Here is a 24,493-nt window from a genome sequence, read left to right on the forward strand (position 1 = left end):
CCCGCCGTGAGCAGCACATCGGCCTCGGCGCGGCCGTGGCGGGCCGCGACGGCGGCGCGGGCGGGCCCCGGGTCGGGGTAGGCGGCGACACCGGCCAGCGACGCGGCGACGCGGTCGGCCAGCCAGGCGGGCGGGGTGCCGGAGCGCACGTTCACCGCGAGGTCGAGCAGCCCCGGGCCGGTCTCGGCGTCGCCGTGGTGGCGCAGGTCGACGCCGTCGGCGGGGACGCGGCGGTCCGTCGGGGCGGTCATCGGGTTCCTTTCCGTGGCGGGGCCGGGGCGCGGGGCCCTGCGGGCCGGGGGGCGGCAGCGCGGCGGAGGCGCGGGCGCCGCCGACGGGCGGCGGGGCGTGGTGGCGCCGGCGGCCGGGCGGCGGCACGGCGTCGGAAAGCGTACCCCCACCGCCCCCGGCCCGCGCGGGCCCCTCCCGCGCCGGGGCCGGCGCGGATGGGGTGATGTTTCTCCCGCCCGTACACCCTGACCGGCCCGGCACGCCCCGGGGGCGACCGCATACCCTTCCAACGCCGGGACGGGCGAGAGGGGACGCGAGTGGATCTGGCGGCGAGCAGCGCACACGGTGCCGGCGGCACCGGCACCCCCGTTCCGGTCCCCTCCGCCCCGGGCGCGGGGGGCGGCGCGTGAGCGCCGCGCGGCCGGGCCCCACGCTGCCGGCGGTCATCCTGCGCACCGACCGGCTGACCCTGCGGGCGTTCACCGAGTCCGACGTCGACGGCGTGCTGCGCGCCATGACCGACCCCGAGACCCGCCGCTGGATCCCCCTGCCGGAACCCGGCCGCACCTACACCCGCGCCGACGCCGAGCACTGGTGCCTGGTGCAGGCGCCCGAGGCGCGGGTCACCGGCGACGGCCAGCAGTGGGCGGCGGTGGAGACGGCGACGGGCGCGTTCGTGGGCGCGTTCGGGCTGGTGCACACCCGGTGGCGGGCGCGGCTGACCGAGGTCGGGTACTGGACGGTGCCCGAGGCGCGGCGGCGGGGCCTGGCCACCGAGGCCGTCGTGGCGGTGTCGCGGTGGGCGCTGTTCGACCGCCGGTTCGAGCGGGTGGAGCTGAAGGCGGCGACCGGCAACACCGCGTCGCGCCGGGTGGCGGTGCGGTCCGGGTTCGCGTTCGAGGGCGTCGAGCGCAACGCCATGCCGCTGCACGTGGGGCGGACCGACCTCGCCGTTTACAGCCTCATCCCGGCCGACCTGGTGTGAGCCCGGGGGCGGGGCACCCCCGCCCCCGGGCGGCGGTCACCACTCGATGCCGCGCTGCCCCTTCTGTCCGGCGTCCATGGGGTGCTTGACCTTGGTCATCTCGGTGACGAGGTCGGCCGCCTCCAGCAGCCGCGGGTCGGCGTCGCGCCCGGTGACCACGACGTGCTGGGCGCCGGGCCGGTCGCGCAGGGTCGCCACCACGTCGTCCACGTCCACCCACCCCCATTTCATCGGGTAGGTGAACTCGTCCAGGACGTAGAGGCGGTACGCCTGGGCGGCGAGGTCCCGCTTGATGCGGGCCCACCCCTCGGCGGCGTCGGCGGCGTGGTCGCGCTCGGTGCCGGGGCGCTGGATCCAGGACCAGCCCTCGCCCATCTTGTGCCAGGTGACGCGGCCGCCCTCGCCCGACTCCCCGAGCACGCGGAGCGCGCGCTCCTCGCCGATCCGCCACTTGGCGGACTTGACGAACTGGAACACCCCGATGTCCCAGCCCTGGGACCAGCCCCGGGTGGCCAGGCCGAACGCTGCCGTGGACTTGCCCTTGCCGGGTCCGGTGTGCACGATCAGCAGCGGCCGGTTGCGGCGCTGGCGGGTGGTGAGGCCGTCGTCGGGGACGGTGGCGGGTCGGCCCTGCGGCATGGGGGTCCTTCTTCCTGTGGCGTGGCTGCGGGGGCGGGGCCGGGCGCGCGCGGCGGACGGCGCGGCGTGCCGGGAGGCGGCCCCGGGGGGTGGCCGGTGCGGCCGGTCGGCGCCGGCCCCGGTGGTCAGGCGGCGCGGCGGGTGTGCCGGACGACGGCGCCGAGCGCCTCGGCACCCAGGTCGTCCACGCGCACGGCGGGGGCGTCCAGCTCGGCGGCGAGGCGCTCCGCCAGCCCCAGGCGCACCGGCCCGGACTCGCAGTCGACCACGACGCCCGCGGTGCCGAGGGCGCGCAGGCGCGCGGCGGCGCGGAGCGCGGTGTCGAAGCCGCCGTGGGTGGCCCGGCCGTCGGTGACGACGACGAGCAGCGGGCGGCGCAGCGGGTCGCGCAGGCGCTCCACGCGCAGCACGTCGGCGCAGCGCAGCAGCCCCGCCGCGAGCGGGGTGCGGCCCCCGGTGCGCAGGTCGCGCAGTCGGCGGGCGCCGGCCTCGACCGACGACGTCGGCGGCAGGTCCAAGGCCGCCCCGCTGCCGCGGAAGGTGACCAGCCCGACCTTGTCGCGCCGCTGGTAGGCGTCGAGGAGCAGGCTGAGCACGGCGCCCTTGACGGCGCGCATCCGCTGCCGGGCCGCCATCGACCCGCTGGCGTCGACGCAGAACAGCACGAGGTTGCCCTCGCGGCCCTCGCGGACGGCCTCGCGCAGGTCGGCGCGGTGCAGGACCAGGCCGGGCCCGGAGCGCCCCCGCCGCCGCTGGTGGGGTGCCGCGGCGCGCAGGGTCGCGGCGGCGTGCAGGGCGGTGAGGCGGCCGCCGGGGCGGCGGTCGCCCGTGGTGCGGCCGGACGCGGTGCGCGCGGGCGAGCGGCGGCCGGGCGCGCCCGCGCCCACCCCGGCGACGCGGAGGAGGCGCGGCCGGAAGGTGCTCCCGGCCTCGGCGGGGGCGGCCTCGGGGGCCCCGGGCCGGTCGGCCGCCGGGTCCTCGGCGCCGCCCGCCGGCGCGGGCGCCGGAGCGGGGGCGTCGGGTTCGGTCCCGGCGTCGCCGGAGGCGGGCGTGTCCGCGGTGGGGCCGCCGTCGGCCCCGTCCCCGGGTCCGCCGTCGGTCCCGTCCGGTCCGGGCGCGCCGGGGCCGCCTCCGCCGGGGGTGTCGTCGGGCGGCTCGGGGTCGCCGTCGCCGGCCTGGTCCAGGGCCTCCTGCAGGCGGTCCTCGTCCAGGTCGGGGGCGTCGAACGGGTCGCGCCGGCGCCGGTGCGGCAGGGCGAGCCGGGCGGCGTCGCGCACGTCGTCGGCCGTGACGAGGGTCCGGCCGCGCCAGGCGGCGAGGGCCATGGCGGCGCGCGCGGTGACGATGTCGGCGCGCAGCCCGTCGACCTGGAAGGCGGCGCATACGGCGGTGACCTGGCGCAGGGCGGCGTCGGTGAGGACCACGTCGGCGAGCCGGGCGCGCGCCGCCTGGACGCGGGCGGCGAGGTCGGTCTCCTCGGGGGCGAAGCGGGCGGCGAAGGCGGCGGGGTCGGCCTCGTGGGCGAGGCGGCGGCGGACCACCTCGGCGCGCTCGGCGGGGTCGCGGGAGGCGGCGACCTCGACGGTGAGGCCGAACCGGTCGAGGAGCTGCGGCCGCAGCTCGCCCTCCTCGGGGTTCATGGTGCCGACGAGGAGGAACCGTGCCGCGTGCCGCACCGACACGCCCTCCCGCTCGACGTGGGAGGTCCCCATGGCGGCGGCGTCGAGCAGCAGGTCGACGAGGTGGTCGTGGAGCAGGTTGACCTCGTCGACGTAGAGGACGCCGCGGTGGGCCGCCGCGAGCAGCCCGGGTTCGAACGCGGTGACGCCCTCGGTCAGCGCCCGCTCCAGGTCCAGGGAGCCCACGAGGCGGTCCTCGCTGGCGCCCACGGGCAGCTCCACCAGGCGGGCCGGGCGGTGCTCGGCCGGGGCCGCCGCCGGGTGCGGGCCGTCGGGGCAGTCGGGGTCGGGGGCCGCCGGGTCGCAGCCGAACCGGCACCCGGCGACGGCGTCGACGCCGGGCAGCAGCGCGGCGAGGGCGCGCACCGCCGTCGACTTCGCGGTGCCCTTCTCGCCGCGGACCAGGACGCCGCCGACCGCCGGGGAGACGGCGTTGACGAGCAGGGCCAGTTTGAGGTCGTCCATACCGACGACCGCGCTGAAGGGGTAGCGAGCGGAAGCGCTCACGCGGATGGGTCCTTCCTCGGGAGTCCACGCCCATAGGGGTCGGTCGTGGCGCCGCGCAGTCTCCTGGCTCCCAGATCGCCGCTTCCCCGCCGCCTTCCCACCGGAGTCTCCGGCAGTGGCGCTGGTCGCGGGTCCGCTCCCTGGTCACAGTGGCGGGACCGCCCCGGATTCGCACCGGGTTCCTGCTCGTGGCGGGGGCGTTCCCCGCCGCTGTCGGCACCGCCCATCAGGATGGCACACGGCTTCTCCGCCGCCCCAGGCGCGCCCGGGGCGGCGGAGCGGTCGGCCACCTGTCCGTAAGCGGACGTTCTGCCGGAAATGCGGTTGTCCGCCTGGTCCGAGCGGGTACATGCGACGGTACGGTGGTCCACCCCCGACCCCCCTCACCCCCTGGGCAGGCACCGATGAGCGTCCTCACCTTCTCCCTCCCCGGCATCGTGGCCGCCGTCGTGGTCGCCGCCGTCATCGTGGTGCCCATCGTGGTGCTCACCCTGCGCCGACCGGGCGAGCCCCGGCGTCCGCGCCCGCCCGCGCCCACGCGCCGGCGGCGCCCTTCGGGCAGCGGGACGGGCGGCTCCGCCGACGGCGGCTACGCGGCGGGCGGCGACAGCGGCGGATGGGGCGGCTGGGGCGGCGACAGCGGCGGTGACGGTGGCGGTGGCGGCGGGGGCGGAGGCGGCGACTGATCCCGGCCGCCCCCGGCCACCGCGCGGCGGAATGCTCTAATGGGACGGCACCTCCCCCGCGCGGAAAGGCCCGACCTCCCATGCACGAGGACCTCACCTACCGGTCGGCACGGGAGCTGGCCGGGCTGCTGCGCTCCCGCGAGATCTCGGCGCGCGAGGTCGTCCAGGCCCACCTGGAGCGCATCGAGGCGGTCGACCCCGCGATCAACAGCGTCGTCACCCTGTGCGCCGACCGGGCACTGGACGAGGCCCGCGCCGCCGACGAGCGGCTGGCCTACGGGGCCGACGTCGGCCCGCTGCACGGGCTGCCGGTCGCGCACAAGGACGTCCACGAGACCGCGGGCCTGCGGACGACCTTCGGCTCCCCGCTGTTCGCCGACCACGTCCCCGACCGCGACGAGCTGATCGTCGAACGCATGCGCGCCGCCGGGGCCATCACCATCGGCAAGACCAACACCCCCGAGTTCGCGGTCGGGTCGCACACGTTCAACCCGGTGTTCGGCACCACGCGCAACCCCTACGACCCCACCCGCTCGGCGGGCGGCAGCAGCGGGGGCGCGGCGGCCGCGCTCGCCGCGGGCCTGCACCCGCTGGCCGACGGCTCCGACATGGGCGGGTCCCTGCGCAACCCGGCGTCGTTCACCAACGTGGTGGGGCTGCGCCCCTCCCCCGGCCGGGTCCCGCGCCACCCCGCCGACCTGGCGTGGAGCACCCTCGGGGTGCAGGGGCCCATGGCGCGCGACGTCGCCGACACCGCCCTGCTGCTGTCGGTCATCGCCGGGCCCGACCCGCGCAGCCCGATCGCGGTCCCCGAGCCGGGGTCGGTCTTCGCCGGGCCGCTCGACCGCGACCTGACCGGCCTGCGCGTGGCGTGGACGCCGGACCTGGGCGGGTCGGTGGTCTGCGAGCGCGCCGTGCTCGACACGCTCACCCCGCAGGTGGCCGTGTTCTCCGACCTGGGGTGCGAGGTCGCCGAGGACGCCCCCGACCTGGACGGCGCCGAGGACGTGTTCCGCACCCTGCGCGCGTGGCAGTTCGCGAGCCGGCTGGGCGGCCTGCTCGACACGGACCGGGACCGCCTCAAGCCGAGCATCGTGTGGAACATCGAGGAGGGGCGGCGGCTCTCCGGAGCCGACGTCGCCCGCGCCGAGCTCCGGCACACCGAGCTGTTCCACCGGATGCGCGTCTTCTTCGAGCGCTACGACGTGCTGCTGCTGCCGGTGAGCCAGGTCGTGCCGTTCGACGCCGACCTGGAGTACCCCGCCGACATCGACGGCGTCCCCCAGGAGACCTACCTCGACTGGATGCGGTCGGCGTACTTCATCTCCGCCACCGGCTGCCCCGCGCTGTCGGTGCCCGGCGGGTTCACCCCCGGCGGGCTCCCGGTGGGCCTGCAGATCGTCGGTCCGCACCTGGCCGAGCGCCGCGTGCTGGAGGTGGGCCGCGCCTTCGAGCAGGCCACCGGCTTCGGGCGGCGCCGCCCCGCTCTTGAGCCGCTCCCGCTGTAGTCGGCGGCCCCCGCTCTAGCCGGCCCCGCTCCCGTCGGCCCGTCCGATGCCGAACCCGGCCGCGAGCAGCTCCAGGCTGCGGCGGCGCCGCGCGGGGTCGGGCTCGGGGGTGGCCACCACGACCTCGTCGGCGTACGCCATGGCGGCGATGGCGCGGAGCCGCCGCGCCACCTCGTCCGGGGCGCCCGCGACGACGCGGTCCGCGAGGGCGCGGCGCGCGGCGTCGAACCGGGGGCCGGCGCGGAACGCGCGGACGTCCTCGCCCGTCGGCGCCGCCCCGGCCCCGGACCGCAGCACGGCGCCGTAGAGCGCCCAGAACGCCACGAAGTCGGCGACCTCGCCGGGGTCCTCGGACGCGAACGCGACGGCCGAGAACGCGCTGAGCGGGGCGGCGGCGCGGGCGGAGGGGCGGAACGTGTCGCGGTAGCGGCGCAGCACCGGGACGGCGCGGTCGGGGTCGATCTGGTGGGCGAAGGCGAACGGCAGGCCGTGCGCCGCGGCATACGCGGCGCCGCGGTCGCTCGACCCCAGGACCCACACCTCGGGCGAACCGGGCACCTCGGGCGCCGCGGTGATCCCGGCGTGCGGGTGGCCGTCGGGCAGCCCGTCGCCGAGGAGGCCGAGCAGGTCGGCGGCGAGCCCGGCGAAGTCCGGGTCGGGCGCGCGGGTGCCGCGCAGCGCGGCGGCGGTGCGGTTGTCGGTGCCGGGGGCGCGGCCCAGCCCGAGGTCGATCCGGCCGGGGTGGAGCGCCTCCAGGGTGCGGAACACCTCGGCCACCTTCAGCGGGGCGTGGTTGGGCAGCATCACGCCGCCCGCGCCCACCCGGATGCGTTCGGTGGCGGCGGCGACGTGGGCGGTGACCACCTCGGGCGCCGTCCCGGCCAGCCCGGGGGCGTTGTGGTGCTCGGAGAACCACACCCGGGTGTAGCCCAGGCGCTCGGCCAGCCGGGCCGCGTCGGCGGTGGCGGCCAGCGCCTCGCCCGCGGTGGTGCCGGGCGGGGCGAGCACGTGGTCGAGCACCGACAGCCGCACCACGGGGCCTCCCGGAAAAGCGGGCCGGGGCGGCGCCCCGGCGGCGGACGGCGGCCGTGCGGCGCGCCGCCGGTGGCAACGCCGCGCGGGGGCGGGCGATTCCCGCCGGCCGCCTTGATCGTCCGAGTCCGTTCTGATGCGGACCCGCGATTCCCTTTCGGTGATCTTCGCGGCACCCTGGTGAGCCACACCCCCACCCCCAGGGAGGCGCCGTGAGTTCGGAGCAGGGCTTCATCCGCGTGCTCGGCCGGGGCGACGTGCTCGCCCTGGCGTTCGGGGCGATGATCGGCTTCGGCTGGGTCGTCCTGACCGGCGAGTGGATCGGCTCCGCCGGCACCCTCGGGGCGGTGACGGCGTTCGTGATCGGCGGCGTGATCATCGCCCTGGTCGGACTCACCTACGCCGAACTCGTGGCGGCCATGCCGCACGCCGGCGGCGAGCACCACTACGCGCTGCGGGCCCTGGGGTCGCGCGGGGCGTTCATCGCGTCATGGGCGATGGTGCTCGGCTACGTGTCGGTGGTGGCGTTCGAGGCCGTCGCACTGCCGCAGACCATCCTCTACCTGGCGCCCGACATGCGCGCGGGGCACCTGTGGACCGTGGCGGGCTACGAGGTGCACGCGACCTGGGCGGCCGTGGGCATCGGCGCCGCGATCGTGGTCACCGCGCTGAACTACGTCGGCATCCGCCCGGCCAGCGTGTTCCAGACGGTCGCCGTGCTGTTCCTGCTGGCGGCGGGCGCGGTGCTGCTCACCGGCTCGCTCACCGGGGGCTCCATCGCGGACATGCGGCCGGCGTTCACCGGCGGCCTGCCGGGGATCGTGGCGGTGCTGGTGGCGGTCCCGTTCCTCTTCGTGGGGTTCGACGTCATCCCGCAGTCGGCCGCCGAGATCCGGCTGCCGTACCGCCAGGTGGGCCGCCTGCTCGTGATCTCGGTGTGCTGCGCCGCCGCCTGGTACATCCTGATCGTGCTCACCGTGGCGTCCGGGCTGTCGGCGGAGGAGCTGGCGGCGTCCGACCTCGCCTCGGCCGACGCCATGGCCGCGCTGTGGAACAGCCCGCTGATGGGCGACCTGCTCGTCCTCGGCGGCATCGCGGGCATCGTGACCAGCTGGAACGCGTTCCTCATCGGCGCCAGCCGGCTGATGTACGCCATGGCGGTGTCGCGGATGATCCCGGCCTGGTTCGGCCGGCTGCACCCGCGCTACCGCACCCCCGGCAACGCCCTGCTGTTCATCGGCGCGCTGTCGGCGGCGGCCCCGCTGTTCGGCGAGCCCATGCTGGTGTGGCTGGTCGACGCGGGCGGGATCAACATCGTCGTGGCCTACCTGGTGGTGGGCCTGTCGTTCCTGGTGCTGCGCCGCCGCGAACCCGGCATGGAGCGGCCGTTCCGCACCCCGGCCGGCCCCGTGGTGGGGGGCGCGGCCGTGGTGCTCAGCATCGGGCTGGCGGTGCTCTACCTGCCGGGCATGCCGGCGGCGCTGATCTGGCCCTACGAGTGGGCGATCGTCGGGCTGTGGTGGGTGGCGGGCGCGGTGTTCGTGTGGCGGCTGCCGGGCGTGGGGCCCGGGGCCGACGCCGAACAGCGGCTCATCGACGCCGTCGCCGCGCGCTCCGGTGGTCGCCGCTAGTCCCAGACGCGGGCCAGCAGCCAGGCGTCGGTGACGGAGTCGTGGCGCAGCTCGTAGACGCCCAGGGCGGTGTCGGAGCCGGCCTCGACCCGCCAGAACGCGCGCTGGGGCAGGCGGTCGTCGCCCTCGGGCGACCACTCGGTGCGCAGGGTGACCCAGTGGTCGATCACCCGGCGGACCACGTAGATGCGGCCCTCCCAGGTGAAGCGCGCCGGGCGCCCCCCGTGCTCCGCGACCGTGATCGGTACCCCATAGACACGCCCCACCGACGGGCTCCCCTCGCATCACCCCTCCGCCGCTGCGGAGGGCGCCGGACCTGCGGGGAAGGACAGGCACGCTCTTCGAACACGTGTTCCCATGGTAGCGGAGGCGGCTACCGGGCGGAACCGCGCGGGCGGGCCCCGTGGCCGGACCCGTGTCTAGAATCGGACGGACCCCGACGTACAACGGCACCGCCCGCGCCCCGCCCCGGCCCCCCGATCTCGGTACGCTGTGATGCGCGGATCACGCGACGCACGAAGGAACCCACCACTGTGACGCCACACGAGCGCGCCAAGCCCCTTCGGACCGGCGACCCCCGCGAACTCGGCGGGTACCGCATCGAGGGGCGGCTCGGGCGCGGCGGGATGGGCACGGTCTACCTCGCCCGCGACACCGCCGACCGGTACGTGGCGGTCAAGCTCATCCACCCCGACCTCAGCGACGACCCCGACTTCCGCAGCCGCTTCGCGCGCGAGGTCGCGTCCGCCCGCCGGGTCGCGCGGTTCTCCACCGCCGGGGTCATCGACGCCCGCCTCGACGGCGACCCCCTGTTCATCGTCTCCGAGTACGTGCCGGGTCCGAACCTCGCCCAGGCGATCGCCGCCGACGGCCCCATGGACGGCGGCACCCTGGAGAGCCTGGCCATGGGGGTGGCGGCCGCGCTCACCGCCATCCACCGCGCCGGGGTGATCCACCGCGACCTCAAGCCCGCCAACGTGCTGCTGTCGACGGTGGGCCCGAAGGTGATCGACTTCGGCATCGCCCGCGCCATGGACGACGACGGCTCCGTCACCCGCTCCAGCCAGCTCATGGGCACGCCCGCCTACCTGGCGCCCGAGCTGATCCTCGGCGAGAGCGTGCGCCCGGCCTCCGACATCTTCTCCTGGGGCTGCCTGGTCGCCTTCGCCGGAACCGGCCGCGCGCCGTTCGACGCCCCCACCGTGCCGGCGGTGCTGCACCGCATCAGCTCCGCCGAACCCGTCCTGGACGGTCTCGACCCCCGCCTGCACGACCTCGTCGCGGCGGCCCTCGACAAGAACCCCGCCAACCGCCCCACCGCCCAGGGCGTCCTCAACCGCCTGGTCGGCCAGGAGGACCCGCCGGCGGCCACCGTGGACGAGACCGTGGTGCGCTCGTGGACCCCGCCGTCGACCGCCCGGCCCGCTCCCGGGACGCTCGCGGCGGGCGCGGCCGGAGGCGCGGCGGCGGGAGCCGGGGCCGCGTCGGGCGCCGCCGGCGGACCGCCCGCCGCCGAACCCACCGCCGGCCTCGCCGCGGACCCCGTGCGCGGGACGCCGCCGCCGACGGGCGGGCAGCCGCCGCTCACCGGCGCGCAGCCGCCTTCGACCCGGCCCATGGAGCCGTACGGCAGCGTCCCGCCCACCGGCGGGCAGCCCGCGTTCGGCCAGGTGCCCTCGGGGCCGCAGCCGGGTTACGCCCCCGCCGGTCCGGGCGGCCACCGGTACGGCCCCTACAACGTGCCCTCGGGACCGCAGCCCGGCCACGCGAAGGGCGGCCCGCCGTCCCCGCCGTTCGGCGGCCCGTCCTTCGCCCCCGGCGGACCGGGCGGCGGCGCCCCCTCCCCCGCCCCGAAGCGGCGGCGCGCCCTGCTGCTGGTCGGCGGCGCAGCGGCGGCCGTCCTGCTGCTGGTGGCGGCCGCGGCCTTCGGCCTCGACCGGCTGCTCACCCCGGCCGTCCCCGACGGCACGGAGATCTACGCCAGCGACTTCAGCACCCTCGGCGAGTGGAACCTCGACGCCTACGACCCCGCCGACACCACCTCCGGCGGCGGCTACCGCGACCAGCGACTCCTGCTCATCGTGCAGAGCGACTCCGCCGAGCCCTCCCGCGGCGAGACCGCGCCCTTCGGCGATACCGAGCCCATCCCGCAGAACGTGCTCGTCCGCACCGACGCCTACGTCGAGTCCGGCCCCGACTACGGCGAGTTCGGCGTGCGCTGCTACCGCCAGGAGGACGGCGAAGGCGTCGTCACCATGTACGAGGGCCTGGTCCGCTTCGACGGCGGCGGCGCGGTCATCCGCCGCGTCGGCGGCGCCTCCGGCGACTCCGAACTGGCCTCCACCACCGAGGTGCCCGGGTTCGAATCCCGCCCCGAGGACGGTGAGGCGGTCGCCAACGACATCGCCCTGTCCTGCCAGGCCGACCCCGCCGCCGGCACCATGACGCTCAGCATGTGGGTGAACGAGGAGCACGTCCTGGAGGCGGTCGACGACCGGCTGCTGCCCGACGACGCCGCCGACGAGGACGATGACATCGTCGTCCGCCAGGTCGGCGTGGTCGCCAAGCGCGGCGGCGGCGGGGGCGACGACGCGGCCGTCGCGTTCGACGACTTCTCGCTGCAGGAGCTGCAGCCCACCTCGGGGGCCAGCTCCCCCGCCGAGGCCGACGCGTCCTAGGCTGGTCCGGCGGGCCGCGCCCGGCCCGCCGAACCGAGGACGAGAAAGGCCGGACATGCGCGCCATCACCATCGAGGAGCAGGGCGGACCCGAGGTCATGCGGCTCACCGACGTCGCCGACCCCGCCCCCGGCCCCGGCGAGGTGGTCGTCGACATCGAGGCACGCGGCGTCAACTTCATCGACGTCTACCAGCGCAGCGGCGTCTACTCGATGCCCACCCCGTTCACCCCGGGCGTGGAGGCCGCGGGCACGGTGAGCGCGGTGGGAGCGGGCGTCGACGACGTGCGGGTGGGGTCGCGCGTCGCCTGGGCCATGGTGCCCGGCGCCTACGCCGAGCGCGTGGCGGTGCGCGCCGACCGCACCGTCCCCGTGCCCGACGGGGTCGCCACCGAGCAGGCCGCGGCCGTGCTCCTCCAGGGCCTCACCGCGCACTACCTGACCCACACGACCTACCCGGCGCAGCCCGGCGACACCGTCGTGGTGCACGCGGCGGCCGGCGGGACCGGGCTGCTGCTCGTGCAGCTCGCCAAGCTGCGCGGGGCCGAGGTCATCGCCACGGTGTCGACCGCGGCGAAGGAGGAGCTGGCCCGCGAGGCCGGCGCCGACCACGTCATCCGCTACGACGCCGAGGGCCTGGACCTCGCCGCCGCCATCCGCGGCATCAGCGCCGACGGGGTGGCCGCCGTCTACGACGGTGTGGGGGCGGCGACCTTCGACGCCGGGCTGGCCTCGCTGCGCCCGCGCGGCACGCTCGCCCTGTTCGGCCAGTCGAGCGGGCCGGTCCCGCCGGTCGACCCGCAGCGGCTCAACAGCGCGGGGTCGGTGTACCTCACGCGGCCGTCGCTGGCCCACTACATCGCCGACCGCGGCGAGCTGCTCGACCGCGCCTCGGACCTGCTGGGCCTGGTGGCGACGGGCGCGCTGCAGGTGCGGGTGGGCGGCCGGTACCCGCTGGCCGACGCCGCCCGCGCGCACACCGACCTGGAGGGCCGGCGCACCACCGGAAAGCTGCTGCTCGCCTGAACCGCGCCGCGCCCGGCGGGTCCGCGGGGTGCTCCCGGGCCGGCGCGCGGCCCCGCCCCCGCGAGGCAGGCCCACCAGGGGCGGGGCCGCGCGCCCGGAACGGCGCGGAGGACCCGGCCTAGTCGGCGCCGCCGCGCTGGTCCGGCAGCCGGCCGGCGGCCTCGTCGGCCTCCTTGCGGGCGTCGGCGACCGCCTCGGCCGCGCTCTCCGCTGCGGCGTCGGCGGCGCGCACCGCCTCGGCCGCGCCCAGCGGGTCGCCCGAGGTGAGCTGCGGCGGCTCACCGTCGTCCGCTGCCGCGCCGTCCCTGCGGCGGGCCCGGCCGCCGCCCGACGGCGCGGCGTCCCCGTCGCCGGCGAACGCGCTGCTGATGTCGCGCACCGCCTGGGTGAGCTCGCCGGGGATCACCCAGAAGGTGTTGCCCTCGCCCTGGGCGAGGTGCGGCAGGGTCTCCAGGTACTTGTAGGCGAGCACCTTGGAGTCGGCGTCGTGGGCGTGCACGGCCTCGAAGACGCGCTCGATGGCCTTGGCCTCGCCGTCGGCGCGCAGGATGCGCGCCTGCTGCTCGCCCTGCGCCTCCAGGATCGCCTGCTGGCGGGCGCCCTCGGCGGTGAGGATGCGGGACTGCCGCTCGCCCTCGGCGTGCAGCACCAGGGCGCGCTTGTCGCGCTCGGCCCGCATCTGCTTCTCCATGGCCTCCTTGATGGTGGGCGGCGGGTCGATCGCCTTGATCTCGACCCGGTTGGCGCGGATGCCCCACTTTCCGGTGGCCTCGTCGAGCACCCCGCGCAGCCGGGTGTTGATCTCCTCGCGCGAGGTGAGGGTCTTCTCCAGGTCCATGCCGCCGATGACGTTGCGCAGCGTGGTGACGGTGAGCTGGTCGATGGCCTGGAGGTAGTTGGCCACCTCGTAGGCCGCCGCCCGCGGGTCGGTGATCTGGTAGTAGAGCACGGTGTCGATGTTGACCACGAGGTTGTCCTCGGTGATCACCGGCTGCGGGCGGGACGAGAACACCTGCTCGCGCAGGTCGAACTTGGTGTTGACCCGGTCGACCCCCGGGATGATGAAGTTCAGCCCGGGTTGCAGGGTGCGCAGGTACCGGCCGAACCGCTCGATGTTGTAGGCGCGCGCCTGCGGCACGATCCGCACCGTGGCCACCACCAGGAGGACGGCGATGGCCGCCAGGACGATGAACAGGATGTCGGGTCCCATGGGTTCCTGCCTCTGAGCTGCCGGGTTGGGATGCGGTGGGCGGGCGCGCGGGTCAGGGCAGCGCCTCGCGCGGGTAGACGACGGCGGTGGCGCCCTCGATGCCGAGCACGTCGACGCGGATACCCGGCGGGATGACCGTGTCCTCGTCGAGGGAGCGCGCCGACCACTCCTCGCCCATGAGCCGGATGCGCCCGTTCTCGCCGGTGACCTCCTGCAGGACGACGGCGGAGCGGCCGACGAGCCCTTCGGTGCCCGACCGCAGCAGCGGGGGGTGGTACAGGTGGCGGCGGGCGATCGGGCGGACCACGAGCAGCCCGGCGGCGGAGGTGGCGACGAAGGCTCCGACCTGGACGGCCAGCCCCGCGCCCAGCGCGCCGACGACCCCGGCGACCAGCGCGGCGACGGCGAGCAGGCCGAGCGCGAGGGTCAGGGTGGCCACCTCGGCGGCACCGAGCGCGACGGCGGCGATCAGCCAGAGGACCCACATCGGCATGAGTACCGGCCTCCCCTCAGGTGGCGGCGGGTACTCCCAACGTACCCGCGGAAGGGTGATCCGGCACACGTTCCGGGCGAATGGTGCGCCCGCTTCCGCGGCCGCCGAGGCGGTCCCGGAAGCGGGCGCGGACGGACGGGTCAGCCGCGGCCCTCGGTGAACTGGGCGGCGATCTGGTAGGTCGGCCGGTTCTGCCAGGCCACCCGGTACATGGAGATCCCGCCCAGCCGGGAGTGGACGATGGAGTCGGCGCAGAGCTGGTCGCCGGCGTCGCACTCGGCGTCGCCCGGGTAGACCTCCTCGGCGGGGGTCGCCGCGGCCTCGGCCAGGGTGTCGGCCAGCACCGTGCGGCAGGCGCCGAGGTCGCCCCCGCCGCAGTACGCCTCGCCCAGCGGGGCGGCCACGTCCTCACCGAGGACGGTGCGCAGGTCCGCGTCGACGTAGGACCACCACCCGTACTGGAACGCCGAGCCGCGGTGCGCCTGCCCCTGGTTGACGCTGCCCGGGGCGCCGTCGCCGATGAAGCCCGACGGGGACTCGTCGATCTGCACCACCCCGGTGAGGTCGGCGTAGAGGTCGTCGCCCAGCCCCGGGGCGAACTGGGCGCGCACCAGCAGCGGCCACCAGGCGTCCATCAGCCGGATCGCGTCGGCGTGCTCGTAGGCGCCGGCGCCCTTCTCGGGTTCGCGGCGCGGCGCGCCGGCGTCGAGCCACGCCCGCAGGTCGTCGACCGCGGCGGCGAGGCCGGGGTCGGTGACGGCCTCGCTCTCCAGGACGGCCAGGAGTTCGGGCAGCACCTGCTCGCCGCGCAGGTCGGTGCTGCCCGCCTCGGCCATGACGGCGGCGAGGGAGGCGGTGGTGAACGCGTGGCCGTCCTCGATCAGCCCGCTGACGCGGCCGTCGAGCAGATCGCCGCGGTGCACCGCGCCGGTGCCGTACCCGGAGGTGTAGCCGGGGGCGGGCTTGTTGTTCCAGTTGACGTAGTAGTCGGCGTTGGTGGAGTGGGGGTGCTCGGCCAGCGGGGTGTAGTCGGCGGCGTTGGTGTCGGGGTCCCAGCCCGACCAGCCGGCCGCGGAGTCGGCGGCGATGGGCAGGTTGGGGTCGGTGCCCGGGGTGCGCACCGGGTTGGCGCCGCTGTTGACGAACGCGATGTCGGTGTCGTCGGCGTAGTGCCAGTTGAAGGCGTAGCCGATGTCCATGGCCGCGTCCTGGAAGTCGGCCGCCGAGGTGATCGCGCCGGGGTCGTTGAACTTCTGGAAGCCGATGATGGAGTCGACCTCGCGCTGGTAGGTGGAGCGGCGCGTCGCGAACGCCACCGGGGTGCCGTCGACCGTGCCGAACGCGTCGACCAGGCCGAACCTCGACCGCAGGGCGGTCAGCGTGTAGGACCCGGCGGGGGTCTGGTCGGCGACGGTCGGGGACCACTCGTTGTGCACGCTCAGCTCCTCGAACGGCACGCACTCGGCCCCGTCTCGGTAGGCGCGGGAGTCGGTGGAGGGCGCGGAGCCGTCGGGCTCGCACAGCTCCACGGCGAAGGTGTCGGTGATGTCCTGCCCGGCGGACGTGGCGCTCCAGGCGTAGTCGGCGCCGCGGCCCATCTGCACGTAGAAGCTGACGCCGGGGAAGGAGGCGCCCCGGGCGCTGATGCCGGGGCCCTGGAGTTCCTGGACCATGAGCAGCTGCGGCGAGTAGTAGCCGGTCTGCGGGCCCATGACGGCGATCGGGTGGCCGTCGGCGGTGTGCTCGCCGGCGACCAGCAGGGCGTTGGACATGCCGGCCTCGCCCTCGAACAGGTCGCCGGGCAGCACGCCGCTGTTGAGGACGCCCTCGGCGGCCTCGGTGTCGCCGCTCTCGGCGAGGTCGGCCAGGTGGGCGCGGTCGTCGGCGGGCAGGTCGGCGACGGTGCCGGGGCCGTCGGCGGGCGGGCCGTCGGCCGCGGCGGCCTCGGGGGCGGCGGAGGCTCCGCTGTCGGCGGCGCCGGTGGCGTCGTGCACGATGTCGTAGGGCTCGACCGAGCCGGGGTCGGGCAGGGCCCGGCCGACCGGGTCGTCGGGGGTGGCGGTGTAGGGGAACTCCTCGGCGACCGTGGTGACGGCCTCGGGGTCGTTCTCGGTGCGCCAGGCCCGCCACAGCTCCTCGCCTCGCTCGGGGCCGTACCGCTCGGCGAACGACGCGCGGACGAGCGCCGACTCCACCTCGCCGCCGCCCCCGCCGCCGAACAGCAGGCCGACCATGGAGGCGATGCCGACGACGTCGGTGCGGGAGAAGTGCTCGATCTCGCCCGCCTGCGTGATGGCGTCCTTGTGCCCGGTCAGGACGTACTCGCCGGGGTAGTCGCGACGGTCCTGGGAGCGGTCGATGTAGGCGTTGACGCCGTCGAGGTAGGCGTCGACGTCGGCCAGCGCCTGCGCTCCCCGCTCGCCCTGGGCGGCGACCCGGTCGATCTGCTCCCGCTTGTCGTCCTCGGTGTAGGGGGCGCCGCGCCACAGGCTCTGCTCCAGCGCGCGGTTGGACTCGGCGCCGCCGGCGAACGGGGTGAGTTCGCCCCGGCCGAGGTTGCGCAGCACGTCCATGAGGAAGAGGCGGTCCTCGGCGGCGGCGTAGCCGGCGCCGAACATCGTGCCGGACCGGGTGCTGCCGTAGATGTGCGGGATGCCGTGCTGCTCGTCGCGGACGATCGTGACGTCGTCGCGCGGCCGGTACTCCTCGCCGACGTCCTCGGGGGCCACGCCGAACGAGGCGTCGAGGAAGTAGTCGTCGATGGTGTCGGCGGTGAGGCCGCCGTAGTCGTGCAGCAGGTCGTCGTAGGGCTCCAGCTGGGTGTCGGAGTGCTCCGGTCGGGTGCCGAAGAGCTGGTTGCCGAGGATGTCGACCAGGGTGGCGTTGCCGTTCTGGCCGGGGGCGAGGATGTCGCGGCAGCCGCCGTCGGCGCAGTAGTCCTCGACGGCGGCCATCAGGGCGGCGGTGTCGGGGTGGTCGTCGGCGGAGGCGGGGACGGCCGCCACCGGGAGGAGCAGGCACAGGGCCGCCGCGGACACGGCGGCGCGCCGTCGGGCACGGGACAGGGTCATGGGGGGAACCTCGCTCACGCCGGGTGGCCGCAGGTTAGGCACACGCGCGGCGATCGCGAAAGCGTTTCATGTTCGGCCCCGCGCGGTCGGCCCTCGGGCGGGCGGCGTGGGGGCGCGGGCGGCCGGTCGCGTCACCGCATCCGTACCAGCGGTAACACCCGCCGGTCCGCGCGCGGTCGCGGTCGCGCCCGCGCGCGGGGTGGCCGGATGTGGCCACCCGCGGGGGCGGTGGTCAGCCGCCGTCCTCCAGGTCTCCCTCCAGTTCCAGGTAGGTGGCGCGCAGCCGGTCGAGCAGGGCGGGGTCGGGGCGCTCCCACAGCTTGCGGTCGGCGGCCTCCAGCAGCCGCTCGGCCATGCCGCGCAGCGCCCACGGGTTGGCCTGGGCGAGGAACGCGCGGTTGTCGGGGTCGAACACGTAGGACTCGGCGAGCTTGGCGTACATCCAGTCGTCCACCACCCCGGCCGTGGCGTCGTAGCCGAACAGGTAGTCGACGGTGGCCGCCATCTCGAACGCCCCCTTGTAGCCGTGGCGGCGCATGGCGGCGATCCACCGCGGGTTGACCACGCGCGACCGGAACACCCGGCGGGTCTCCTCGGCCAGGGTGCGGGTGCGCACCCGGTCGGGGGTGGCGGAGTCGCCGACGTAGGCGGCGGGGTCGGCGCCGGTGAGGCGGCGGACCATCGCGACCATGCCGCCGTGGTACTGGAAGTAGTCGTCGGAGTCGACGATGTCGTGTTCGCGGGTGTCCTGGTTCTTGGCGGCCACCGCGATGCGGCGGAACGACGCCTCCATGTCGGGGCGGGCCTCGCGGCCGTCGAGCCCGCGGCCGTAGGCGTAGCCGCCCCACACCGCGTACACCTCGGCCAGGTCGGAGTCGTCGCGCCAGTTGCGGGAGTCGATCAGCGGCAGCAGGCCCGCGCCGTAGGCGCCCGGCTTGGAGCCGAAGATGCGCGTGGTGGCGCGCCGCCAGTCGCCGTGCCCGGCGTGGTCGGCGAGCGCGTGGGCGCGCGGGTAGTTGAGGTGGGCCGGCTCGTCCAGGTCGGCCACCGCCCGGACCGCGTCGTCCAGCAGGCCGATGACGTGCGGGAACGCGTCGCGGAAGAACCCGGAGATGCGCAGGGTGACGTCGATGCGCGGGCGGCCCAGCTCGGCGAGGGGCACGATCTCGAAGCCGGTGACGCGCCGCGACGCGTCGTCCCACACCGGGCGGGTGCCCAGCAGCGCCAGCACCTCGGCGACGTCGTCGCCCTGGGTGCGCATGGCCGAGGTGCCCCACACCGTGAGCCCCACCGAGCGCGGGTGGGCGCCGGTGTCGGCCAGGTGGCGCTGGACCAGGGAGTCGGCGAGCGCCTGCCCGACCTCCCACGCGTTGCGCGACGGTACGGCCTTGGGGTCGACGGAGTAGAAGTTGCGCCCGGTGGGGAGCACGTTGACCAGGCCGCGCGTGGGCGACCCCGACGGGCCGGCGGGCACGTGCCCGCCGTCGAGGGCGTGCAGGACCGCGTCGATCTCGCCGCGGGTGGCGGCCAGGCGGGGCACGACCTCGGCCGCCGCGAACTCCAGCACCGCGGCGGCGTCGGCGTGGTCGGCGCCCAGGTGCTCGCGGACGACGGCGGGGGCGGCGCCGGTGGGCCACCCCCGGGCGTCCATGGCCTCGACCAGGCGCCGGGACAGCGCGTCGACCAGGTCCAGGGCGTCGGACGCGGTGCGCGCCGGGCCGTCGACCCGGGCGGTGAGGGCGGCGGGGACGGCCAGCCGGGCTCCGGGTTCGGCCAGCAGCGCCCCCTCGTCCAGCCCGGCCCAGGCGGCGACCGCCGCCCGCAGGCCGGGCACCGCGCCGGCCTTCCCGGCCCACACCTGGGCGGCGCGCAGCACCGCCAGGACGAGGTTGACGCGGGCCTCGCCCTCGGGGGCGGCGCCGAGCACGTGCAGGCCGTCGCGGATCTGGACGTCCTTGATCTCGCACAGGTAGCCGTCGACGTGCAGCACGAAGTCGTCGAACGCGTCGTCGTCGGGCATCTCGTCGGTGTGCAGGTCGTGGTGGAGTTCGGCGGCCTTGATCAGGGTCCAGATCTGGGCGCGCAGCGTGGGGGCCTTGTCGGGGTCGAGGTCGGTCACCATGGCGTACTCGTCCAGGAGCTGTTCGAGCCGCGCGATGTCGCCGTAGGTGTCGGCGCGGGCCATGGGCGGCACCAGGTGGTCGACCACGGTGGCGTGCGCCCGCCGCTTGGCCTGGGTGCCCTCGCCGGGGTCGTTGACGATGAACGGGTAGACCAGCGGGAGGTCGCCCAGCACGGCGTCGGGGGCGTCCTCGGCGGCCAGGCCCAGGCCCTTGCCGGGCAGCCATTCCAGGGTGCCGTGCTTGCCGAGGTGGACCACGGCGTGCGCGCCGAACCCGCCGTCGTCGGGCGCGGCCGCCAGCCACCGGTAGGCGGCCAGGTAGTGGTGCGAGGGTGGCAGGTCGGGGTCGTGGTAGATGGCGATCGGGTTCTCGCCGAAGCCGCGCGGCGGCTGGATCATCAGCACCACGTTGCCGAACCGCAGGCACGCCGGGACGATCTCGGGGCGGCCGCGGGAGTGGTCGACGTAGAGCTCGCCCGGGGGTTCGCCCCAGTGCCCGCGGACGGCGTCGCGCAGCGGCGCGGGCAGGGCGCCGAACCACCGCGCATAGGCGTCGAGGGGGACGCGCACGGGGGCGGCCGCCAACTGGTCCTCGGTCAGCCACTCGACGTCGTGGCCGCCCGCCGCGATCAGGGCGTGGATCAGGGGGTCGCCGTCGTCGTCGCGGCGGTCCTCGCCGGGGGCGGGGACGCGCCACAGGGTGTCGTCGGGGCCGAGGTCGTAGCCGCGGGCGGCGAGTTCGCGGAACAGCCGGACGGCCGAGGCGGGGGTGTCGAGGCCGACGGCGTTGCCCACGCGGGAGTGCTTGGTCGGGTAGGACGACAGCACCACGGCCAGGCGCCGCTCGGCCGGCGGGACGGACCGCAGGCGGGCGTGCCGCACCGCGGTGCCGGCGACCCGGGCGGCGCGTTCGGGGTCGGCGGTGTAGAGGGGCAGGCCGGTGTCGCCGCCGACCTCCTTGAACGAGAAGGGGACGGTGATCAGGCGGCCGTCGAACTCGGGGATGGCGACCTGCATGCCGGCGTCCATGGGGGTGAGCGCGGCGTCGGAGGCCGCCCAGCGGTCGCGGCCCGACGTGAGCACGAGGCCTTGGAGGAGGGGGATGTCGAGGGCGGCGAGCGCCCCGGCGTCCCAGGCGTCCTCGTCGCCGCCGCCGCTGGCGTCGGCGGCCACCGCCCCGCCCGCGGCGAGCACCGTGGTGACGACCGCGTCGGCGCGGTCGAGCAGTTCGAACAGCCCGGGGCTGGTGGCGCGGGTGAGCCCGCGCAGCGATCCGGTGAAAACGGGCAGCGCGGTGCCGCCGGCGTCCTCGATGGCCGCGCACAGCACGTCGATGAACGCGGTGTTGCCGGAGAGTTCGTGGGCGCGGTAGAACACCACGGCCACGGTGGGGCGGCCGGCGGTGGGCTCGGGCGCGGGGCGGCCGGGGCGGCGGTGCAGGCCGTACTCGGGCATGGGCTCGGGCGGGGCGAACCCCTCGCCGGTGAGCAGGACGGTGTCGGACAGGAAGCGGGCGAGTTCGCGGAGGTTGGCGACCCCGCCCTCGCGCAGGTAGGCGTGGGCGTCGGTGGCGACGCCCGCCGGCACCGTGGACAGGGCGGTGAGCTCGGGGTCGGGGGTGGACTCGCCGCCGAGCGCGACCAGGGGCACCCCGGCGGCGCGCAGGGCCGCGAGGCCGTCGGGCCAGGCGTCGCGCCCGCCGAGGAGGCGCACCACGGCGAGGTCGGCCCCGCCGAGCAGCGCGGGGAGGTCGTCGGGCGCGGTGCGCGCCGGGTTGGCGGTGCGGTAGCCGGCGTCGGCGGCGCGGGCCGCCAGCAGGTCGGTGTCGGCCGTGGACAGCAGCAGAATGGTCGCCACGCGGCGGCCCCTTATCTCGTGTGCGGGGTCCGCGCCCCGCGACCGGTCGGGTGATCGACACCGCGGAGTCTCCTGGCTCGGGGATCGGCACCCGGCCCCGGCCTTCCCGCCGGTCGCCCGGCAGTGGCGTCGTTCGAGGCGGGCTCCACCCTTACAGTTGCGGGACAGCCGCGGATTCGCACCGCGTTCCTCCGTCGCGTCGTCGACCATCCTGGCAGAGGCGGATCGCGGCCTTCCGTCGACCGTGGTCGTCGCGGTTCCGCGCGACCCCGCCCTTTGGGAGAATCCGAGCATGACCCACTACCCCCAGCCGGGTTCCGGCGACGACCACCCGCAGTCCTACGGGGGCGACCCGTTCGCCCAGCAGGGCTTCCCCTCGGGGGGGTACCCGTCGGGTGAGCTGGCCCCCTACGGCGACGCTCCGCAGACCGGCGGCTGGCAGGCCGCGTCGGGCGCGATGATGCCCAGCGGCCAGCCGCTCACGTCCATCGGCGACATCACCATCACCCAGACCGAGGTGATCACCCCGGCCGGGCGCTTCCCGATCAAGGGCAGCATCTGGACGGTCAACGACATGACCCAGACGTCGGAGTCGACGCCCGCCTACGCCATCATCCTGGCCGTCCTCGGCTTCCTGTTCTGCCTGATCGGCCTGCTGTTCCTGCTCATCAAGGAGCGCAGGGTGACCGGATACGTGCAGGTGACGGTGCAGGGCAACGGGGTCTTCCACTCCACGATGATCCCGGCGCGCGGGTACCAGACGGCGCAGCAGGTCATGCAGCAGGTGAACTACGCGCGTTCGCTGGCGGCGTGACCCGCCCCGCGGGCGGCCGCGGTGCCGCGGCCGCCCGCACGCTCAGCAGCCGCCGGGCACGGGATCGGCCCGGGCCGAGGTGAGGTGGTCGACCACCAGGTCGTGTACGAACGGCGCGAGCGGGCGGTCGCCCGCCGCTGCGCCGAGGGCGGCGAACTCCTCGGTGGTGAAGGCGACCGACAGGGTGCGGGGGTCGTCCGCCGTGCGGCGGGCCAGCCCCAGCATCTGCCGGTGGACGCGTTCGAGCGCCTCGGGCGGCAGCGGGCCGTAGGCGGCCTCCAGCTGCTCCAACCACGCGCGCAGCTCGTTCCACCGGGCATGCCGCCCGGCGAGCACGTGCAGGTACGACGCGAGGTCCTTGGAGCCGGCGGCGCGCTCCAGTTCGGCACGGGTGACGGGGTCGAGGACGAGGGTGACCACGCGCGCGGGGTCGGCGGGGGTGGACGTCGGCACGGGACCGGTCATGAGGGCCTCCAGGACGGAGAGGATGCCGCCCGCCGGAAGGAAGCCGGCGGGCGCGGACGGCGGTCGCCATCGCGTGTGGGCGCGCCGCGCGCTGCGTCTCGCACCCGCCGCGACGGACGGGGCCCACGTCTCCTCGGACCGCTGGAAACACCACCCACGGTAGCCGAGCACCTACCCTCCGCGCCACCCCGTCCACAGGCGGATCCGGCCGGGTCCCGATCCGCCGTCCGGTAGGGTCGGCCGCATGTGCAGTGCTTCCGCCGCGGCCGCCGCCGCCGTGACGAGGACGCCCCGCTAGCGGCGGGGCGCTCGCTCACTCCTGTTCCGAACGTTCCGCCGCTCCGTGGTCCCACCGGAGCGGCCCTTTGTGCTGCCCGGATCCCTCTTCCGAGCAACGGAGCGTTCACGTGTTCCCAGGCATCTCCCCGTCGCGCGGCGGGACGCCGTCCCCCGTGCGGGCATGGTCGGTGCTGTGCTGCATGGCCATGCTGCAGTTCCTCATCGCGGTCGACGTGACCGTGGTCAACATCGCCCTGCCGTCGATCGGCGACGAGTTCGGGGCCGACGGCCGCCACCTCACGTGGGTGGTCGTCGGATACACGATCACCGGCGGCGGGCTGCTCATGCTCGGCGGCCGGCTCGGCGACGTGCTCGGCCGGCGGCGCGTCCTGCTGTTCGGGACGGTGCTCTTCGGGGCCGCGTCGCTGCTGGCCGGGCTCGCGCCGTCGTTCCCCCTGCTCGTCGCCGCCCGGCTGCTCCAGGGGGCCGGTGAGGCGCTGGCGCTGCCGGCGGCGATGGCCGTGATCGTGCTCATGTTCCCCGAGGGGCCGCGCCGGTCCCGGGCGCTGAGCGTGTGGGCGGCGGTGGCGAGCTGCGGCCTGGTCCTGGGCTTCGTCCTGTCCGGGGTCATCACGGAGCTGTTCGGCTGGCGGTGGATCTTCCTGGTGTCCGTGCCGTTCGTCCTGGTCGTGCTCTGCGCGGTGGCCTTCCTCGTCCCGGCCGACCCGCCGGTCGCGCGCACGGCGCTCGACCTGCCCGGATCGCTCCTGCTGACGACGGCCCCGCTGCTGTTCTGCTACGGGGTCGTCGAGGCGGGTGAGGCGGACGGTGCGGCCGGGTGGCCGTCCGCCGCGGCCCTCGCCGGGGCGGTACTCGCCGCGGCCCTGTTCATCGCGGTCGAGCGCCGCGCGGTCGACCCGCTGGTCCCGCTGCGGCTGCTGCGCAACCGGCCCCGGGTCCTGGCCAACCTGGCGACCGCCCTGTTGAGCGCCGCGCTGTCCACGTCGTTCCTGCTGTTCACCTACTACCTGCAGGACCGGCTCGGGCTGTCGCCCCTGTACGCGGGGGTGACGATGCTGCCCTTGGCCGTGGCCCTCCTCGCGGCGTCCTCCGCCGCCCCGCGCCTGCTCGGGCGCTGGGGCGCGCGGACCTGCGCCCTGGTCGGGGCCTGGTGCACGGCGCTGGCGATGGCCGCCCTCGCCCTCGCCGCGCGCATCGACGCGGGCGCCGCCGCGATGGTCCCGGCCATGCTGCTGGTCGCCGCGGGCATGGTCTTCGGGCTCGTCGGCCTGCAGTACGCGGCGGTGACGGGCGTGACCGAGGAGGACGCCGGCATCGCCTCTGGCGTCCAGCGGGCCGCCGACCAGCTCGGCGGATCCACCGGGATCACCCTCTACGTGGGGATCGGGTTCGCCCCCGCCGCGTCCGGCGCCGACCCGTTCCTCACCAGCGCCCTCCTCGCCATCGCGGGCCTCGCGGCGGCGGGGGCGGCCGCGTGGCGCATCTCGGTGCCCGCCGCCCCGCCCAGGGAGTCGGTCGGCTGACCACCCCGCGAGGCCGCGCCCACCCCGGGCGCGGCCTC

General features: G+C 76.2%; 17 protein-coding genes, 1 pseudogene and 2 riboswitches. Of the genes and pseudogenes, 8 read left to right on the forward strand and 10 right to left on the reverse strand.

Annotated elements, in window-relative coordinates:
- A pseudogene (locus tag NT8_RS16265) lies at window positions 1-251 on the reverse strand (Rv2231c family pyridoxal phosphate-dependent protein CobC); the annotation flags it as partial.
- 386 nt (window positions 252-637) lie between these two features.
- Between NT8_RS16265 and NT8_RS16270 the strand changes: the two are divergent.
- On the forward strand, window positions 638-1,216 hold the full coding sequence (locus NT8_RS16270; protein WP_067970230.1) for a GNAT family N-acetyltransferase: 579 nt from the start codon (window positions 638-640) through the stop codon (window positions 1,214-1,216).
- Window positions 1,217-1,252: 36 nt separating this feature from the next.
- Here NT8_RS16270 and cobO read toward each other — a convergent pair whose 3' ends face one another.
- Together cobO and NT8_RS16280 are read right to left on the reverse strand one after the other, a co-directional pair.
- The gene (cobO, locus tag NT8_RS16275; RefSeq protein WP_067970233.1) at window positions 1,253-1,855 is read right to left on the reverse strand and encodes a cob(I)yrinic acid a,c-diamide adenosyltransferase; all 603 of its coding nucleotides are present in this window, start codon (window positions 1,853-1,855) and stop codon (window positions 1,253-1,255) included.
- A gap of 125 nt (window positions 1,856-1,980) precedes the next feature.
- Window positions 1,981-4,041 (reverse strand): putative cobaltochelatase, encoded by a 2,061-nt coding sequence (locus NT8_RS16280; RefSeq protein ID WP_067970236.1) that lies wholly within the window; start codon window positions 4,039-4,041, stop codon window positions 1,981-1,983.
- Between the two features lie 56 nt (window positions 4,042-4,097).
- Window positions 4,098-4,226: riboswitch (cobalamin riboswitch) on the reverse strand.
- A 219-nt stretch (window positions 4,227-4,445) separates the two neighbouring features.
- On the opposite strand from NT8_RS16280, the gene NT8_RS29385 reads away from it, so the two are divergent.
- Both NT8_RS29385 and NT8_RS16290 read left to right on the forward strand, forming a co-directional pair.
- Window positions 4,446-4,727 (forward strand): hypothetical protein, encoded by a 282-nt coding sequence (locus tag NT8_RS29385; RefSeq protein WP_067970239.1) that lies wholly within the window; start codon window positions 4,446-4,448, stop codon window positions 4,725-4,727.
- Window positions 4,728-4,807: 80 nt separating this feature from the next.
- Window positions 4,808-6,235 carry an amidase gene (locus NT8_RS16290; protein WP_067970242.1) on the forward strand — a complete coding sequence of 476 codons (1,428 nt, stop codon included), beginning with the start codon at window positions 4,808-4,810 and terminating at the stop codon, window positions 6,233-6,235.
- A gap of 15 nt (window positions 6,236-6,250) precedes the next feature.
- Here the strand turns inward: NT8_RS16290 and NT8_RS16295 are convergent, their stop codons facing one another.
- Complete coding sequence (locus tag NT8_RS16295) at window positions 6,251-7,270, reverse strand: MsnO8 family LLM class oxidoreductase (RefSeq protein WP_067970245.1); 1,020 nt, start codon at window positions 7,268-7,270, stop codon at window positions 6,251-6,253.
- Window positions 7,271-7,479: 209 nt separating this feature from the next.
- On the opposite strand from NT8_RS16295, the gene NT8_RS16300 reads away from it, so the two are divergent.
- Window positions 7,480-8,898 (forward strand): APC family permease, encoded by a 1,419-nt coding sequence (locus NT8_RS16300; RefSeq protein WP_245646206.1) that lies wholly within the window; start codon window positions 7,480-7,482, stop codon window positions 8,896-8,898.
- Here the strand turns inward: NT8_RS16300 and NT8_RS16305 are convergent.
- Window positions 8,895-9,164, reverse strand: coding sequence for a DUF6504 family protein (locus NT8_RS16305; protein ID WP_067970247.1), 270 nt, complete (start codon window positions 9,162-9,164; stop codon window positions 8,895-8,897). The genes NT8_RS16300 and NT8_RS16305 overlap by 4 nt on opposite strands.
- A gap of 267 nt (window positions 9,165-9,431) precedes the next feature.
- Here NT8_RS16305 and NT8_RS16310 point away from each other — a divergent pair, with 267 nt between their 5' ends.
- Both NT8_RS16310 and NT8_RS16315 read left to right on the forward strand, forming a co-directional pair.
- A complete protein-coding gene (locus tag NT8_RS16310) occupies window positions 9,432-11,576 on the forward strand; it encodes a serine/threonine-protein kinase (protein ID WP_067970249.1) in 2,145 nt (714 codons plus the stop codon).
- Window positions 11,577-11,631: 55 nt separating this feature from the next.
- A complete protein-coding gene (locus NT8_RS16315; protein ID WP_067970253.1) occupies window positions 11,632-12,600 on the forward strand; it encodes a quinone oxidoreductase family protein in 969 nt (322 codons plus the stop codon).
- 118 nt (window positions 12,601-12,718) lie between these two features.
- On the opposite strand, the gene NT8_RS16320 is transcribed toward NT8_RS16315, so the two are convergent.
- The 4 genes from NT8_RS16320 to cobN form a co-directional block, all read right to left on the reverse strand.
- Complete coding sequence (locus tag NT8_RS16320) at window positions 12,719-13,810, reverse strand: SPFH domain-containing protein (protein ID WP_067970256.1); 1,092 nt, start codon at window positions 13,808-13,810, stop codon at window positions 12,719-12,721.
- 52 nt (window positions 13,811-13,862) lie between these two features.
- Complete coding sequence (locus tag NT8_RS16325) at window positions 13,863-14,303, reverse strand: NfeD family protein (RefSeq protein WP_067970259.1); 441 nt, start codon at window positions 14,301-14,303, stop codon at window positions 13,863-13,865.
- A gap of 140 nt (window positions 14,304-14,443) precedes the next feature.
- A complete protein-coding gene (locus NT8_RS16330) occupies window positions 14,444-17,374 on the reverse strand; it encodes a penicillin acylase family protein (protein ID WP_084469002.1) in 2,931 nt (976 codons plus the stop codon).
- 232 nt (window positions 17,375-17,606) lie between these two features.
- Window positions 17,607-21,353, reverse strand: coding sequence for a cobaltochelatase subunit CobN (gene cobN / locus NT8_RS16335; RefSeq protein ID WP_067970262.1), 3,747 nt, complete (start codon window positions 21,351-21,353; stop codon window positions 17,607-17,609).
- Between the two features lie 66 nt (window positions 21,354-21,419).
- Window positions 21,420-21,544, reverse strand: a riboswitch (cobalamin riboswitch).
- Window positions 21,545-21,645: 101 nt separating this feature from the next.
- Between cobN and NT8_RS16340 the strand changes: the two genes are divergently transcribed.
- The gene (locus tag NT8_RS16340; protein WP_067970268.1) at window positions 21,646-22,167 is read left to right on the forward strand and encodes a hypothetical protein; all 522 of its coding nucleotides are present in this window, start codon (window positions 21,646-21,648) and stop codon (window positions 22,165-22,167) included.
- Window positions 22,168-22,209: 42 nt separating this feature from the next.
- On the opposite strand, the gene NT8_RS16345 is transcribed toward NT8_RS16340, so the two are convergent.
- Entirely contained in the window at window positions 22,210-22,632 is a 423-nt protein-coding gene (locus NT8_RS16345) for a hypothetical protein (RefSeq protein WP_067970271.1), read from the reverse strand.
- A 407-nt stretch (window positions 22,633-23,039) separates the two neighbouring features.
- Here NT8_RS16345 and NT8_RS16350 point away from each other — a divergent pair, with 407 nt between their 5' ends.
- Window positions 23,040-24,455, forward strand: coding sequence for an MFS transporter (locus tag NT8_RS16350; protein ID WP_245646207.1), 1,416 nt, complete (start codon window positions 23,040-23,042; stop codon window positions 24,453-24,455).
- Window positions 24,456-24,493: the final 38 nt, after the last annotated feature.

This window comes from Nocardiopsis trehalosi NBRC 14201 (assembly GCF_001552555.1).
Taxonomy (GTDB): domain Bacteria; phylum Actinomycetota; class Actinomycetes; order Streptosporangiales; family Streptosporangiaceae; genus Nocardiopsis_B; species Nocardiopsis_B trehalosi.

What these genes read in the sequence shown, in the direction of transcription:
- NT8_RS29385 (WP_067970239.1), top strand. Translation starts at nt 4,446, where the DNA reads ATGAGCGTCCTCACCTTCTCCCTCCCCGGCATCGTGGCCGCCGTCGTG.
- NT8_RS16340 (WP_067970268.1), top strand. Translation starts at nt 21,646, where the DNA reads ATGACCCACTACCCCCAGCCGGGTTCCGGCGACGACCACCCGCAGTCC.
- NT8_RS16315 (WP_067970253.1), top strand. Translation starts at nt 11,632, where the DNA reads ATGCGCGCCATCACCATCGAGGAGCAGGGCGGACCCGAGGTCATGCGG.
- NT8_RS16330 (WP_084469002.1), bottom strand. Translation starts at nt 17,374, where the DNA reads ATGACCCTGTCCCGTGCCCGACGGCGCGCCGCCGTGTCCGCGGCGGCC.
- NT8_RS16345 (WP_067970271.1), bottom strand. Translation starts at nt 22,632, where the DNA reads ATGACCGGTCCCGTGCCGACGTCCACCCCCGCCGACCCCGCGCGCGTG.
- NT8_RS16325 (WP_067970259.1), bottom strand. Translation starts at nt 14,303, where the DNA reads ATGCCGATGTGGGTCCTCTGGCTGATCGCCGCCGTCGCGCTCGGTGCC.
- cobO (WP_067970233.1), bottom strand. Translation starts at nt 1,855, where the DNA reads ATGCCGCAGGGCCGACCCGCCACCGTCCCCGACGACGGCCTCACCACC.
- NT8_RS16320 (WP_067970256.1), bottom strand. Translation starts at nt 13,810, where the DNA reads ATGGGACCCGACATCCTGTTCATCGTCCTGGCGGCCATCGCCGTCCTC.
- NT8_RS16290 (WP_067970242.1), top strand. Translation starts at nt 4,808, where the DNA reads ATGCACGAGGACCTCACCTACCGGTCGGCACGGGAGCTGGCCGGGCTG.